12 protein-coding genes are annotated in these 14,373 nt (G+C 70.9%); 9 read left to right on the forward strand and 3 right to left on the reverse strand.

The genetic code is table 11. The annotated features are described in order from the left end of the window. Window positions 1-4: 4 nt before the first annotated feature. The 4 genes from JOY88_RS16320 to ahr are packed head-to-tail and all read left to right on the forward strand — an operon-like array spanning window position 5 to window position 3,984. Entirely contained in the window at window positions 5-1,543 is a 1,539-nt protein-coding gene (locus JOY88_RS16320; RefSeq protein WP_293503690.1) for a fumarate hydratase, read from the forward strand. A gap of 39 nt (window positions 1,544-1,582) precedes the next feature. Beyond that, complete coding sequence (locus JOY88_RS16325) at window positions 1,583-2,041, forward strand: GNAT family N-acetyltransferase (RefSeq protein WP_293503691.1); 459 nt, start codon at window positions 1,583-1,585, stop codon at window positions 2,039-2,041. A gap of 51 nt (window positions 2,042-2,092) precedes the next feature. Further along, complete coding sequence (locus tag JOY88_RS16330; protein ID WP_293503692.1) at window positions 2,093-2,947, forward strand: CE1 family esterase; 855 nt, start codon at window positions 2,093-2,095, stop codon at window positions 2,945-2,947. A gap of 23 nt (window positions 2,948-2,970) precedes the next feature. Next, window positions 2,971-3,984 (forward strand): NADPH-dependent aldehyde reductase Ahr, encoded by a 1,014-nt coding sequence (ahr, locus tag JOY88_RS16335; RefSeq protein ID WP_293503693.1) that lies wholly within the window; start codon window positions 2,971-2,973, stop codon window positions 3,982-3,984. Here ahr and JOY88_RS16340 read toward each other — a convergent pair whose 3' ends face one another. The 3 genes from JOY88_RS16340 to JOY88_RS16350 form a co-directional block, all read right to left on the reverse strand. Further along, entirely contained in the window at window positions 3,985-5,508 is a 1,524-nt protein-coding gene (locus tag JOY88_RS16340) for a methyl-accepting chemotaxis protein (RefSeq protein ID WP_293503694.1), read from the reverse strand. A gap of 106 nt (window positions 5,509-5,614) precedes the next feature. Continuing rightward, a complete protein-coding gene (locus tag JOY88_RS16345) occupies window positions 5,615-6,907 on the reverse strand; it encodes a mechanosensitive ion channel family protein (RefSeq protein ID WP_293503695.1) in 1,293 nt (430 codons plus the stop codon). A gap of 6 nt (window positions 6,908-6,913) precedes the next feature. Then, window positions 6,914-7,849 carry a histone deacetylase family protein gene (locus JOY88_RS16350; RefSeq protein WP_293503696.1) on the reverse strand — a complete coding sequence of 312 codons (936 nt, stop codon included), beginning with the start codon at window positions 7,847-7,849 and terminating at the stop codon, window positions 6,914-6,916. A gap of 22 nt (window positions 7,850-7,871) precedes the next feature. Between JOY88_RS16350 and JOY88_RS16355 the strand changes: the two genes are divergently transcribed. Genes JOY88_RS16355 through mltB form a run of 5 tightly spaced genes read left to right on the forward strand, consistent with a single transcriptional unit; the run spans window position 7,872 to window position 13,936 of the window. Next, a complete protein-coding gene (locus JOY88_RS16355) occupies window positions 7,872-8,804 on the forward strand; it encodes an AAA family ATPase (RefSeq protein WP_293503697.1) in 933 nt (310 codons plus the stop codon). After that, on the forward strand, window positions 8,801-9,778 hold the full coding sequence (locus JOY88_RS16360) for a DUF58 domain-containing protein (protein ID WP_293503698.1): 978 nt from the start codon (window positions 8,801-8,803) through the stop codon (window positions 9,776-9,778). Before JOY88_RS16355 ends, JOY88_RS16360 begins: the two co-directional genes overlap by 4 nt. Beyond that, window positions 9,775-11,808, forward strand: coding sequence for a transglutaminase TgpA family protein (locus JOY88_RS16365; protein WP_293503699.1), 2,034 nt, complete (start codon window positions 9,775-9,777; stop codon window positions 11,806-11,808). Before JOY88_RS16360 ends, JOY88_RS16365 begins: the two co-directional genes overlap by 4 nt. Further along, window positions 11,805-12,875, forward strand: a complete 1,071-nt coding sequence (locus JOY88_RS16370; RefSeq protein WP_293503700.1) for an ankyrin repeat domain-containing protein — start codon at window positions 11,805-11,807, stop codon at window positions 12,873-12,875. Before JOY88_RS16365 ends, JOY88_RS16370 begins: the two co-directional genes overlap by 4 nt. After that, complete coding sequence (mltB, locus tag JOY88_RS16375) at window positions 12,872-13,936, forward strand: lytic murein transglycosylase B (RefSeq protein ID WP_293503701.1); 1,065 nt, start codon at window positions 12,872-12,874, stop codon at window positions 13,934-13,936. Before JOY88_RS16370 ends, mltB begins: the two co-directional genes overlap by 4 nt. Window positions 13,937-14,373: the final 437 nt, after the last annotated feature.

Genomic DNA, 14,373 nt, shown 5'->3' on the forward strand with positions numbered 1-14,373 from the left:
TGCCATGACCACGATCCGCCAGGTCGACCTCGTCGACAGCATCGCTGCCGCTCTGCAGTACATCTCGTACTACCACCCGGCCGACTACATCGCCCACCTCGCCCGCGCCTATGAGACCGAGGCCTCCCCGGCGGCCAAGGACGCGATCGCGCAGATCCTCACCAACAGCCGCATGTGCGCCGAAGGCCGCCGCCCGATCTGCCAGGACACCGGCATCGTCAACGTCTTCCTGAAGATCGGCATGGACGTCCGCTGGGAAGGCTTCAGCGGCAGCATCGAGGACGCCATCAACGAAGGCGTGCGCCAGGGCTACCTCAACCCCGACAACAAGCTGCGCGCCAGCGTGCTGGACGACCCCATCTTCGCCCGCAAGAACACCAAGGACAACACGCCCGCCGTCGTGCAGATGGAGGTGGTGCCCGGCAACACGGTGGACGTCATCGTCGCGGCCAAGGGCGGCGGCTCGGAGAACAAGAGCAAGGTCTACATGCTCAACCCCAGCGACGACATCGTCGACTGGGTGCTCAAGACCGTGCCGACCATGGGCGCCGGCTGGTGCCCGCCCGGCATGCTGGGCATAGGCGTGGGCGGCACGGCCGAGAAGGCCGCGCTGCTGGCCAAGCAGGCGCTGATGGAAGACATCGACATGTACGAGCTGCTGCAGCGCGGCCCGCAGAACAAGCTGGAGGAACTGCGCATCGAGCTGTACGAGAAGGTCAACGCGCTGGGCATAGGCGCGCAGGGTCTGGGCGGCCTGACCACTGTGCTGGACGTGAAGATCAAGACCTTCCCGACGCACGCCGCCAGCAAGCCCATCGCGATGATCCCGAACTGCGCGGCCACGCGCCACGCGCACTTCGTGCTGGACGGCTCGGGCCCCAGCTACATCGAGCCGCCCAGTCTGGACCTGTGGCCCGACGTGAACTGGGCGCCCGACTACAACAAGAGCCGCCGCGTCGATCTGAACGCGCTGACGCCGGCCGAGGTCGCCAGCTGGAAGCCCGGCGACACGCTGCTGCTGAACGGCAAGATGCTGACGGGCCGCGACGCCGCCCACAAGCGCATCCAGGACATGCTGGCGAAGGGCGAGCCGCTGCCGGTGGACTTCACCAACCGCGTCATCTACTACGTCGGCCCCGTGGACCCGGTGCGCGACGAGGTCGTCGGCCCGGCCGGCCCCACCACCGCCACGCGCATGGACAAGTTCACCGACATGATGCTGGCCAAGACCGGCCTCATCGCGATGGTCGGCAAGGCCGAGCGCGGCCCGGTCGCCATCGAGTCGATCAAGAACCACAAGAGCGCCTACCTGATGGCCGTGGGCGGCGCGGCCTACCTGGTCAGCAAGGCCATCAAGGGCGCCAAGGTGGTCGGCTTCGCGGACCTGGGCATGGAAGCCATCTACGAGTTCGACGTCGTCGACATGCCGGTCACGGTAGCCGTGGACGCCAGCGGCACCAGCGCCCACATCACGGGCCCGGCGGACTGGAAGCAGCGCATTGCCTCGGGCAAGCCCGTCGGCATCCCGGTCGCTACGGCCTGAGGACACCGCACAATCGGGTGGTCATCACGACCACCCGACATGATCCAAGTCCGCCCGATCCAGCCCACCGACCGCGCAGCCTGGCAGCCGCTCTGGGACGGCTACAACGCTTTCTACGGTCGCGAGGGCGAGACTGCGCTCCCTGCCCGGATTACCGAGTCGACCTGGGCGCGCTTCTTCGACGCCGGCGAACCGGTGCATGCCCTCGTCGCGGTCGATGAGCATGGCACTCTGCTCGGTCTCGTCCACTACCTCTACCACCGCAGCACCACGCGCATCGAGCCGACCTGCTATCTGCAGGATCTGTTCACCGCCCCGCCGGCACGCGGTCGCGGCGCGGGCCGGGCCTTGATCGAAGCGGTCTACGCAGCAGCGCGCGAGGCGGGCGTGAAACGCGTCTACTGGCAGACCCAGACCACCAACGCCGCGGGCCGCGCGCTGTACGACCAGGTCGCGCAGCACCTGGGCTTCATCGTCTACGCACACGACGTCGCCTGACGCCGCGGCCGTCGGCACCGCAGCGGTAAGCTGGCGGCCCCTGGAGGATCCGTGCGCCCGCTCCCAGCCCTCGCCTTGCTGCTCTCGCTGTCTGCCCTGCCAGCCCTGACACAGGCCCAGACACCATCCGCCGCCTGCTCGCTCGCCCCGGTCGGCGGCGAGATGCGCGAGCTGACCTCGGGCGGCCTGGCGCGCAGCTACCGCCTGTTCGTGCCCCCCACCACCGAGGCGACACCGCTGCCGCTTGTGCTGGACATGCACGGCACGGGCGGCAACGCCACGGGACGCGCCGCGAAGAGCGGCTTCGAGGCACTGGCGGTGCGCGAGGGCTTCGCCGTCGCCACGCTGCAGGGCGAGGACTCGCGCTGGAACGTGCCGGTGGTGAGCGGCCGCCCGGACGATGTACGGTACGTGGCCGACGCCATCGCCCACGTCGCCGCGCGCGTCTGCATAGACCCGGCCCGGGTGTACGCCACGGGCTTTTCCGGCGGCGGGCGCATGGCCTCGCTGCTGGGCTGCCGGCTGAACGACCGCATCGCGGCGATCGCGCCGGTCGGCGGGCTGCGCTGGAGCGGCCCCTGCCCGGGCCGCGCCCTGCCCGTGCTCGCCATCCACGGCCTGGCCGACCCCACCAACCCCTACGAGGGCCATGCCGACCGCGGCGGCGAATGGGTGGAGAGCGTGCCGGAGGCCCTGGCCGGCTGGGCCTCGCACAACCGCTGCCAGCCCAAGCTGGTGCAGCAGGAACGTCCCGGTCCGCTGCAGACCCTGGGCTATGCAGGCTGCAGCGGCGGCGCCGACGTGCGGCTGCTGCGCATCGACAGCATGGGCCACCTCTGGCCGCACGCCGAGGTCGACGCGCCGAACACGATCTGGCAGTTCTTCAAGGCTCATCCACGCCCGTAGGCCCATCACCCGAGGACACCCCCATGACCCACATCCGCGCCTACGCCGCCCACTCCGCCGGCGGCCCGCTCGAACGCTTCGACTTCGACCCCGGCCCGCTGGGCGAGGAGGACGTCGAGATCAGCGTCGAGCATTGCGGCATCTGCCACTCCGACCTCGCCATGATCGACAGCGAGTGGTTCCCGGCGAGCTACCCCGTCGTGCCGGGCCATGAGGTGGTCGGCCGCATCACCGCGCTGGGGCCGCGCGCGAAGGGCCGTCAGCTCGGCCAGCGCGTCGGCGTGGGCTGGCACGCCGGCAGCTGCACGCATTGCAACTTCTGCCTGGGCGGCGAGCAGCACCTGTGCGGCAAGCGCCAGCCGACGCTGATCGGCCGCCACGGCGGCTTCGCCGACCGGCTGCGCGCGCACTGGAGCTGGGCCATCCCGCTGCCCGACGCATTGGACCCGGCCGCCGCCGGCCCGCTGATGTGCGGCGGCGGCACGGTCTTCCTGCCCTTCATGCTGCATGCCGTCAAGCCGACCGACCGCGTGGGCGTCGTCGGCATCGGCGGCCTGGGCCACCTGGCCGTCAAGTTCGCGCGCGCCTGGGGTTGCGAGGTGACGGCCTTCACATCGTCGCCGTCCAAGCGCGACGAAGCGCTGGCCCTGGGCGCGCACAAGACCGTCTCCAGCGTCGACAAGGCCGAGCTGAAGGCCGCGGCCGGCAGCCTGGACTTCCTGCTCATCACGGTGGGTGCCGCGCTGAACTGGGATGCGCTGCTGGCCACGCTGGCGCCCAAGGGACGCATGCACCTGGTGGGCGTCGTCACCGACGCGCTGAGCCTGAAGAGCGGCGGCCTGCTCTCGTGGCAGAAGAGCCTGTCGGCCTCGCCCACGCCGCCCCCCTCGGTGCTGGCGACGATGCTGGACTTCTCGGCCCGCCACCAGATCCTGCCGCAGGTGGAGCGCTTCCCCATGAGCCGCGTCAACGACGCACTGGAGCGCCTGCGCAGCGGCAAGGCGCGCTACCGCGTGGTGCTGGACGCGGACTTCTGATCAGCGCACGCGGAACACGCCCACCAGCCCCTCCAGCCGCGAGGCCTGCTCGTTGAGGCTCATGGCCGCGGCCGTGCTTTCCTCGACGAGGGCGGCGTTCTGCTGCGTCACCTCGTCCAGCCGGCCCATGGCCTCGCTGACCTGACCCAGGCCGCCGCTCTGCTCGCGGGTGGCCGTGGAGATCTCGCCGATCAGGCTGCTGACACGCTGCACCTGGCGCACCAGGTCGGCCATGGTCTGGCCGGCCTGCTCGACCTGCTGGCTGCCACCCGAGATCTTCTCGATGTTCTCGGCGATCAGCTGCTTGATCTCGCGCGCCGCTTCGGCGCTGCGTTGGGCCAGCGAACGCACTTCGCTGGCGACGACGGCGAAGCCCCGTCCCTGCTCGCCCGCGCGGGCCGCCTCGACGGCCGCGTTCAGCGCCAGGATGTTGGTCTGGAAGGCGATGCCGTCGATGACGGACGTGATGTCGGCGATCTTGCGGCCCTGGCCGCTGATGGCGTCCATGGTCTGGACGACCTGGCCCACCACCGCGCCGCCGTCCGCGGCGAGATCACTGGCCTCCCGGGCCAGCTTGCTGGCCTCGGCGGCCGAGTCGGCATTCAGGCGCACGGTCGAGGCCAGTTGCTCCATCGACGCGGCAGTCTCCTGCAGGCTGCCGGCCTGCTGCTCGGTGCGGTTGGACAGGTCCTGGTTGCCGGCCGCGATCTCGCCGGTCGCGCCCGTGATGGCCTGGGCGCTCTGGCTCACGTCCGCCACCAGCGCGCGCAGCGCCTGCTGCGTGCGGGCCAGCGCCGACATCATGCTGTGCTGGTCGCCCGGCGCCACCGGCGCCTCGGTCAGCAGGTCGCCCTCGGCCACGCGCTCCAGCATCTGGCGCGCAACGGCCGGGTCGCCGCCAAGCTCGCGGCGCAGTACTGCGCGCAGCTGCTGCAGCAGGACGGCGCAGACGGCCAGGCAGGCCACGACGATGATGAGCACCCACCAGCGCGCCTTCGCCATCGCGGCACCGGCCTCGGCGCGCGCCCTCTCCTTTTCGGCGATGCTGGTCTTCTTCAGCTCCAGCAGCACGCCACGCAGCTCGCGCCAGGCCGGCGTCTCCTGCTTGTTCAGCATCTCGATCGCGGCGGCACCATCCTGCGCCGCCAGCTTCGCGACGTCCGACTGCACCTGGGCCAGCCTGGCGCGCATGCCGGCCATCGCCTCGAGCTGCTGCTTCTCGGCCGGATTGGCGGCCGACGCGGCGGCCAGTGCGGCCTTGTCGTAGTCCCGGCCGGCGTTCTCCAGGTTCTCGTAGGCCTTCTTGTTGCTGGGGTCCAGCGCGACGTTGCGCAGTGCCTGCCCCATCTGCAGTCCTTGGGCGTACATCTCCACCACCTGGCCGGCCAGCGCATCCTGCCGGCTGAAGTAGTCGTTCAGCCGCGCCTCCATGCTCGACGTGCCCAGCAGCACGAACACCCCCAGCAAGGCCACCAGCCCCGCCGGCACCAGTTGCGCCAGCATCACCCGCCGCATGAAGCCCATGGATCCCCCCTTTTGATTGGTCAAACCTAACCATCCTAGGACGGGGTCGGCTCTACCCTCGGGAGCGAAAACTGGCGGCGCGGGAATATTTTGCACGCCGGCCAAATCAACGCGGCTGCAGCACCTCGACGGGTGGGCGGGCCACCTGGTGCATGACCCGCTGCGGGTAGGGAATGTCCACGCCGAGACCCTTGAGCGTGCGCAGGACCGCCAGGTTCGCCGCCGAGCGCACGCCGCCGGCGCCGTTCTCGGGGTCCGTGATCCAGAAATAGACCGTCAGCTCCAGGCCGTCGGCCTGGAACTGGCTAAGCTGCACCGAAGGGCCGGGCTCTCGCAGCACGCGCGGCACCTCGGCGACGGCCGCCGCCAGCGCCTGCATGACGGCCTCGACCTCGCAGTCGTAGCTGACCTGCACCACGGTCGACAGCAGCACGCGCGGGTCGGCCAGCGACGAGTTCTCCACGCGCTGCGTGATCAGCATCTCGTTGGGCACGATGGCTTCCTTGCCGCCCAGGGAGCGGATCACCGTGTAGCGCGTCTTGATGTCGGTGACGCGGCCCTCGAAGCCGTCCACCTTGACCATGTCGCCGATGCGCAGGGAGCGCTCGGCCAGGATGACGAAGCCGCTGACGTAGTTGGCCGCCAGCTTCTGCAGGCCGAAACCCAGGCCCACGCCCAGGGCGCCGCCCAGCACGCCCAGCGCCGTCAGGTCGATGCCGGCGGCCGACAGCGCGAACAGCAGGCCGATGAAGAGCAGCAGCGCACGCACCGCATTGGCGGCGATCTTGCGCATCGACATGTCCAGCGATTCGCGCCGCAGCAGCCGGGCCTCGATGGTGGACGACAGCCACAGCGCCAGCACCAGCACGACGGCGGCCGTGAGCCCGCCCTCGACGAGATTGCGCAGCGTCAGCTTGACGTTGCCGACCTTCCAGCCGATGTCGTCCATGCCATCCAGCACCAGCGGCAGCAGCCCGGTCGCCCACAGCACGGCGCCTATCCAGATGAGCCACGAGCCCACGCGCTCCACGCTCTTGATGAGGGCCGAGTCCGGCCACGCCGCGGCCAGCACCCGGGCCACGAAGCGGATGACGGCCAGCGACACCAGCAGCGGCAGCACCAGCTTGAACAGCGCCGGTGCGATGCCCAGCACCGGCAGCAGCCGGCGGGCCAGCAGCGCCAGGCCCAGGGCCAGCAGCGGGAACAGCGCGCCGTCGATGACGCGCCGGCCGAACAGTACGCCGAAGCGGCGCCGCTGGGTGGCGCGCGACAACGCCCACGTCACGCCGCCGGCCAGCAGCAGGCAGCCCAGCAGCACGGCCCATTCGCCCAGCGCGGAGACGCTGAAGATGCGGTTCAGGAGCGCCTGGAGTTCTTTCAGATCAAAGGGTTCTTGCATGATTCTTCAAAGGTCTGCCAGGGCGCGCAGGTGCACGCCCACGCTGCGTGACAGCGCGTGCAGGTCGTAGCCGCCCTCCAGCACGGAGACGATGCGGCCCTGGGCATGGCGGTCGGCGATGGCCTTCACCCTCAGCGTGATCCATTCGTAGTCCGCCTCGACCAGGCCCAGCTGGCCCAGCTCGTCGTCGCGATGGGCGTCGAAGCCGGCGGAGATGAAGATCATCTGCGGCTTGAAGCGCTCCAGCGCCGGCAGCCACATCGCCTCGATGATCTCGCGTACCTCGGCGCCGCGCGTGTAGGCCGGCAGCGGCACGTTGACCATGTTGCTGCCCTTGGGCACGGCGCCGCTGTAGGGGTAGAGCGGGTGCTGGAACAGGCTGACCATCAGCACGCGGTCGTCGCCCGCGATGATGTCCTCGGTGCCGTTGCCGTGGTGGACGTCGAAGTCCACGATGGCCACGCGCTTGAGGCCACGCCGGTCCAACGCATGGCGCGCCGCGATCGCCACGTTGTTGAAGAAGCAAAAGCCCATCGCCTGGTCGCGCGTTGCATGGTGGCCGGGCGGGCGCACGGCGCAGAAGGCGTTGTCGGCACCGCCGTCGATGACGAGGTCGGTCGCCCGCACCGCGGCGCCCGCCGCATGCAGCGCGGCGGACCAGGTGTGGGCATTGGCCGAGGTGTCGGGGTCCAGGGCGCAGCGCCCGCCCGTCTCGGCACAGCCGCGCAGCAGCGCGCCGATCTCGGCGACATAGCCGTGCGTGTGGGCCAGCTCCACGTCCTGCAGGTCCACGGGCCCGGCGTCGACATAGGTCAGCGCCTGGCTCAGGCCCGAGCCGATCAGCCAGTCGTCGATGGCGGCCAGCCGCTCGGGGCATTCGGGATGGCCCTCGCCCATCTCGTGGCGGCGGCATTCGGGAGGGTTGAAATAGGCGGTGGGCATGTCTCTTGATATGGTCAGCCCCATGACGCAATCACGAACGCTGGCGGGGCAGCTGCAGGCCCTGCAAAACCAGATTAGCACGGTCATCAAGGGCAAACCCGCGCAGATCGCCGACGCCCTGGCCTGCCTCGTGGCCGGCGGCCACCTGCTCATCGAAGACCTGCCCGGCGTCGGCAAGACCACGCTGGCCCATGCGCTGGCCATCTCGCTGGGCCTGAAATTCTCGCGCCTGCAGTTCACGGCCGACCTGCTGCCCAGCGACCTGCTGGGCGTCTCCGTCTACGAGCGCGAGCGCCAGGGTTTCGCCTTCCACCCCGGCCCGGTGTTCGCCCAGGTGCTGCTGGCCGACGAGATCAACCGCGCCGGCCCCAAGACGCAGAGCGCGCTGCTGGAGGCGATGGAGGAGCATCAGGTCAGCATCGAGGGCGTCAGCCACCCGCTGCCGCAGCCCTTCTTCGTCATCGCGACGCAGAACCCCAGCGAGCAGTTGGGCACCTTCCCGCTGCCCGAATCGCAGCTGGACCGCTTCCTGATGTGCATCTCGCTGGGCTACCCCGACGCTGCCGCCGAGCGCGAGTTGCTGATGGGCCAGGACAGCCGCGAGCAGTTGCGCGCGCTGCGGCCCGTCATGACGCCGGCCGAGCTCACCCAGGCGCAGGCCGCCGCCCGTGCGATTCACGCCGCGCCGCCGCTGCTGGACTACTTGCAGGCGCTGATTGCCGCGACGCGTTCCGGCCAGTGGTTCGTCGAGGGCCTGTCGCCGCGCGCTGGCCTGGCCGTGCTGCGCGCAGCACGGGCCCGCGCGCTCCTGCAGGGGCGCGACTATGTGTCGCCCGACGACGTGCAGGCCATCCTGCCGCAGACCATCGCCCACCGCCTGCTGCCGCGCGCCGGCGCCGGTCGCGGCGCGCGCGAGCAGGTGCGGGCCATGATCGAGGCGCTGCCGCTGCCGTGATCGCCGCCACCCGCGCCCGTTGGCAGCGCTGGTGGCAGGCGCGCCAGCCGCCGGCCGACACCCACCAGACGACGCAGCGCAACGTCTACATCGTGCCCACCTGGGCCGGCCTGGCCTTCTGCGGCACGCTGGGCGTGCTGCTGCTGGCCAGCATCAACGAGCAGCTCAGCCTGGGCTATGCCCTCACCTTCGCACTGACCGGCGCAGGCCTGGCCTCCATGCACACCACCCACGCCAACCTGCGCGGCCTGCAGATGGATCTGCGGCCGCCTGACGGCGTGCATGCCGGCGACGAGTACGCGCTGGAGCTGCGCCTGCACAACCCGGGCCGCGCCCGCTTCGGCATCGCCGTCAGTGCCCGGCTGGACGGTGGCGCCACCGAGCCGGCCTGGGTGGACGTGCCCGCGTTGGGCCACGCCGTGCTGAAGCTGCGCCTGCCGGCGGTGCGGCGCGGCCTGCGCGAGCTGCCCCGGCTCGTCGTCACGACGCGCTTCCCGCTGGGCTTCTTCCGCGCCTGGAGCTACTGGCGGCCTGCCGCCAAGGTCTGGGTCTATCCACGGCCCGAGGACGTGCCGGCGCCCTTCCCGCCCCAGGCCGAAGGCGATGCCGGCGAGGCCGCATCCACGCGTCAGGCGGCCAGCGGCACGGACTTCTCCGGCGTGCGCAGCTACCGCCGCGGCGACTCGATGAAGCAGATCCTGTGGCGCAAGTCGACACTGGCGCTGGACCAGGGCCTGCCGCTGTGGGTGCGCGAGACCGAGGCGCCGCTGGCCCGCGACCTGTGGCTGGACTGGCGCGACACCCACGGCCGCGACGTCGAGGCGCGCCTCTCCAGACTGAGCGCGTGGGTGCTGGCCGCCGAGCGGCTGGGCCAGCCCTATGGCCTGCGCCTGGCAAGCCACGAGATCGCGCCGTCGCTGGGCGCTGCGCACCAGCAGGCCTGCCTGGAAACGCTCGCGGGGTTCGGTTCATGACGGCCGTCCTGGCCTGGTGGGGCCGCCTGCCGCGCGACGCGCGCGACAGCTTCTTCCTGCTCGGCGTCATCACCGCCGTCATCGCACCGCACGCCGATCACCTGCCCTGGTGGAGCACGGCGCTGACCGCCGTCGTGCTGGGCTGGCGCGGGGCGCTGGCGGGGCGCCAGCGCCCCCTGCCCGGCCGCTGGTGGCTGCTGGTCATCGTCGTCCTCTATACAGGCCTGACCTGGCTGAGCTTTCGCACCCTCATCGGCCGCGAGGCCGGCATCACGCTGCTCGTCATGCTGATGGCGCTGAAGACGCTGGAGTTGCGCGCGCGGCGCGACGCCTTCGTCGTGTTCTTCCTCGGCTTCTTCCTCGTGCTGGCGCAGTTCCTGTACTCGCAGTCGCTGCCGACGGCCGTCTGGTCGCTGCTGTCGCTGTGGGCGCTGCTGGCCGCGGTGGTGCTGGCGCAGATGCCGTCCACCGAAATCCAGGGGGTGCCCAGCATCGCCATCGCCGCGCGCCACGCCGCCAGCACGACGGCGCTGGGCCTGCCCGTCATGGTGCTGCTGTTCGTGCTGTTCCCGCGCATCGCGCCGCTGTGGGGCGTGCCGACCGAGGCCATAGGCAAGACCGGCCTGTCCAACCAGCTCGAGTTCGGCGCAATGAACGAGATCGCCAACGACGACAGCATCGCGATGCGGCTGAAGTTCGATGGCCCGCCGCCACCGCCCGACCAGCGCTACTTCCGCGGCCCGGTGCTGACGCGCTTCGACGGCAAGACCTGGCGCGCCGCCGACACCCGCCCCGGCCAGAACTGGCTGCGCGGCCGCGACGACCTCGCCACCGCCGGCCCGGCGCTGCGCTACGAGATGACGCTGGAGCCGCTGCGCATCCCGGTGCTGCCGCTGCTGGAGATGAGCCCCGGCGGCGTCGGCAGCGAACTGGCGCTGACCGACCTCACCTTCGTCCGCGGCCCCGAGCTGCAATGGCTCTCGCCACGCCCCATCACCGAGCGGCTGCGCCTCAACGTCAGCGCCTACCCGGCCTGGCACGCCGGCGAGCGCCGCAACCGCCTGCAGCTCGCCGCCGACCTGGACCTGCCCGCCGGCGCCAACCCGCGCGCGCTGGCCTGGGCCGCGGAGCTCGCCGCCCAGCCGCGCTTTGCCGGCCTGGCGCCGGGGCCGCGCGCGGAACAACTGGCTGCGGCCTTGCTGGCCCATGTGCGCAGCCAGGACTTCATCTACACCCTGACCCCCGGCCGCTACGGAGAAGCCTCCCCGCATGTCATCGACGAGTTCTGGCTGGACCGGCGCCTGGGCTTCTGCGAGCACTTCGCGTCCGCCTTCGTCGTGCTGATGCGCGCCATGGACGTGCCGGCGCGCATCGTCACCGGCTTCCAGGGCTGGGACGCCGAGCTGCAGGACGGCTACTACGTCGTGCGCAACGCCAACGCCCATGCCTGGGCCGAGTACTGGGTCGCTGGCAAGGGCTGGCTGCGCAGCGACCCCACCGCCGCGGTCTCGCCCAACCGCGTCATCCAGGGCATGGCGCTGCGGCCCCAGCCCGGCGTGCTGGGCCAGCTCAACCCGACGCTGTGGCGGGCCATGCGCGGCGGTTGGGAGACGCTCAACAACCGCTGGCAGCAGCTGGTGCTCAACTACTCGCGCCAGAACCAGTTCGACCTGCTGAAGAAGCTGGGCTTCGAGAACCCCGACTGGACGGCCCTGGGCCAGGCCGTGGCCGGCGTCATCCTGTTGCTGGCCGGGGCCGGCGCCGCCTGGATACGCTGGAGCAGCCGGCCGCACGATGCCTGGAGTCGACAGCGCGCGCGCATCGCCGTGCTGCTGGGCCGGGCGGGCGTCGCGCTCCCGGCACACGAAAGCCCCGCGGCCTGGGCGCGGGCACTGCGCCGCCAACTGGGCCCGCCGACGGAGCCTGCCGCGCAATGGCTGGAGAAGCTGGAGCGTTCGCGCTACGCCCCCGACGCACCAGAGCCGGCCTGGGGCGAGCTCCGCGCAGCCGCACGTATGCTGCGGGCGTGAGAACCATCCGCCTCATCCTCTCGCTGCTGGCGCTGGGCCTGGCCGGCGCAACCACCCAGGCGCAGTCGCCGCGCCAGCTGATTGCCCAGCTGGGCCTGGACACCCGCGCCGACGACAGCCGCCAATGGACGCGCCAGCGCGAGGCCGAGGTCAACGTGGCCCTGCAGCTACGCCGCCTCATCCTGGAACGCCCCGCCGACCCCGGCCTGACCGAAACCGACGCCTATGGCCGCACGCCGCTGATGGAAGCCGCCATCAACGGCTATGCCGACGTCGTCGAGGCATTGCTGACCGATGCCGGCGTGCGCGCCCGCGTCGACGACAGCGATCGCTTCGGTGCGACGGCCTGGGCCTTGAGCCAGTCCGCCCGGCCAGTGACGCTGATCGCCTGTCATCCGCAGATGTACGCACGCGAACGGCTGCCGCTCCTGCGGCCCTACGCCCAACGCATCGCCTATTTCCGCGACGGCAGCGGCACCCGCTTCGAGCGCATCGCCCGCCAGTTGCTGGACGCCGGCGCCCGCGCCGACATGGCCGCGGCCCGGACCGCCTGGCTGGCCCAATGTCCCGGTGCCGACGCGGCCTTGCGCCAGGGCCTGGCGGCCGGCGGCGACCTCTATGGGGCGCTCTCGACCCATACCTACGAGCGCCTGGAGCAGTTCATGCGCAGCATGGCAGACGCCTCGGCCCGCCTGCCCTTCGCGCCGCGCCCCGGCCCGATGCTGGCCGGCACCGGGACGCAGGACGCGTGGCAACAGCGCTGGCCCAAGGCCTTGCTGCCACGCGCGGATGCGCCACCGCCTGCCGACCCACGCGACGCCGTGCCATGCTCCCGCATGGACAAGCCCGAGCTGCCGGCCGTGAACTGGACCGGCGACGCCACCTTCCGCATGGTCGTGGAATTCCAGGCCGGCATGGCGACCGTGGCCGACATCCGCCTCGTCTCGGGCAATATGGAACCGCGCGCACAGGCCTTCTTCCAGGCCCTGCTGCTGCGCATGCTCGCCAGCTATGACTGCGCGGGCGACCACATCATCGAGCAAGAGCTCCGTTTCAAGATTCAATGACAGCCCGCCTGCATGTCTGCGCCGCCCTGCTGCTGAGCCTGTGCCTCGCCGCGGCCCAGGCCAAGCCCCACCATGCCAAGCCCGCACAACCTCCCCAGCCCCTGGGCCCCCGTCCCGCGCTCGTCGCGTTTGCCGACGAGCTGGCCACGGCACAGGGCTGGGACGCCGCGGCCCTGCGCGAGCAGCTGGGCCAGGCCCTGGACCTGCCGCGCGTGCGCCAGCTCATCCTGCCCGCCGCTGCCGGAACGGCCAAGAACTGGGCGGCCTACCGCGACCGCTTCATCGAGCCCAAGCGCCTTGACGCCGGCGTGGCCTTCTGGGCCGAGCACGAGGCGGCCCTGGCGCGCGCCGAGGCCACCTATGGCGTGCCGGCCGCCGTCATCGTCGGCATCCTCGGTGTCGAGACCTTCTACGGCCGCATCACCGGCGGCTTCAAGGTGCTGGACGCGCTGGCCACGCTGGCCTTCGACTTTCCCACCGAGCATCCGCGCGCGGCCGAGCGCCAGGCTTTCTTCCGCGGTGAACTGGCCGAGTTCCTCAAGCTCTGCCGCGAGAACGGCCTTGATGCCGCCGAGGTGCGCGGCAGCTATGCCGGCGCGCTGGGCCTGCCGCAGTTCATGCCGGGCAGCTGGCGCAAGCACGCAGTGGACTTCGACGGCGACGGCCGCATCGACCTGATCACCAGTGCCGACGACGCCATCGGCAGCGTGGCCCATTACCTCGCCGAGTACGGCTGGCAGCCCGCCCTGGCCACGCATTACGACGTCAGGCTACCCGCCGACCGCCGCGAGCGAGCGCGGCTGCTGGCGCCCGACATCAAGCCCAGCTTCACGATCGCCGACCTTGTCGCGGCAGGTGCCGAGCCCGCCGAGTCGGCGCGCGAGCACCGGGGCCTGCTGGCCGTCATCGAGCTGCAGAACGGCCCCAAGAAGCCGACCACCGTGCTGCTGGGCACGCAGAACTTCTGGGTCGTCACGCGCTACAACTGGTCGGCCTATTACGCGCTGGCCGTCATCGAGCTGGGCCAGGCCGTGCAAGCACGGCGCCATCTTCAGAACTGAAGTTTCCGGCCGGGCGCAGCGCGGTGCGCGGGCCATCCTCTTGCGACGTCCTGGAGAGCGGCGAGCGCGTCATCGGCTTGGGGCTGCGTCGAGCAGGTTGTGCACGACGCCATTGCCCCCTCGATGAAGGGGCGCCGACATGTTGACGGCTGGCCGCGCCAGGATTCAGCTGACCCAAACGTCAAGTTCCAAAGTCAGACCAAGCTGTCCAATTGCCGCCTGAAGCTCAGGTTCCAGAGCGATAGTTGCCGTCCCTGACGTCCCTACGTAGCAGTTCAATGCGCAGCGGCAGGCTCTTTGATCGTTAGTTAGTGACAGGCTCACGCCCTGAGCCAGCCGGCCACCAGACTGGTCGCACGAGCCCCATGTGGAGGGCCGCTGGAGCTGGCGATGGACGCGAAGGAATTGAAGCAGTGGCTGAGTTCGGTGTCGCGGCT

The sequence above is a fragment of the Roseateles sp. genome (genome assembly GCF_019237615.1).
Classification (GTDB): domain Bacteria; phylum Pseudomonadota; class Gammaproteobacteria; order Burkholderiales; family Burkholderiaceae_C; genus Pelomonas.

What these genes read in the sequence shown, in the direction of transcription:
- JOY88_RS16345 (WP_293503695.1), bottom strand. Translation starts at nt 6,907, where the DNA reads ATGCAAGAACCCTTTGATCTGAAAGAACTCCAGGCGCTCCTGAACCGC.
- JOY88_RS16320 (WP_293503690.1), top strand. Translation starts at nt 5, where the DNA reads ATGACCACGATCCGCCAGGTCGACCTCGTCGACAGCATCGCTGCCGCT.
- JOY88_RS16355 (WP_293503697.1), top strand. Translation starts at nt 7,872, where the DNA reads ATGACGCAATCACGAACGCTGGCGGGGCAGCTGCAGGCCCTGCAAAAC.
- JOY88_RS16340 (WP_293503694.1), bottom strand. Translation starts at nt 5,508, where the DNA reads ATGGGCTTCATGCGGCGGGTGATGCTGGCGCAACTGGTGCCGGCGGGG.
- ahr (WP_293503693.1), top strand. Translation starts at nt 2,971, where the DNA reads ATGACCCACATCCGCGCCTACGCCGCCCACTCCGCCGGCGGCCCGCTC.
- JOY88_RS16350 (WP_293503696.1), bottom strand. Translation starts at nt 7,849, where the DNA reads ATGCCCACCGCCTATTTCAACCCTCCCGAATGCCGCCGCCACGAGATG.
- mltB (WP_293503701.1), top strand. Translation starts at nt 12,872, where the DNA reads ATGACAGCCCGCCTGCATGTCTGCGCCGCCCTGCTGCTGAGCCTGTGC.
- JOY88_RS16325 (WP_293503691.1), top strand. Translation starts at nt 1,583, where the DNA reads ATGATCCAAGTCCGCCCGATCCAGCCCACCGACCGCGCAGCCTGGCAG.
- JOY88_RS16365 (WP_293503699.1), top strand. Translation starts at nt 9,775, where the DNA reads ATGACGGCCGTCCTGGCCTGGTGGGGCCGCCTGCCGCGCGACGCGCGC.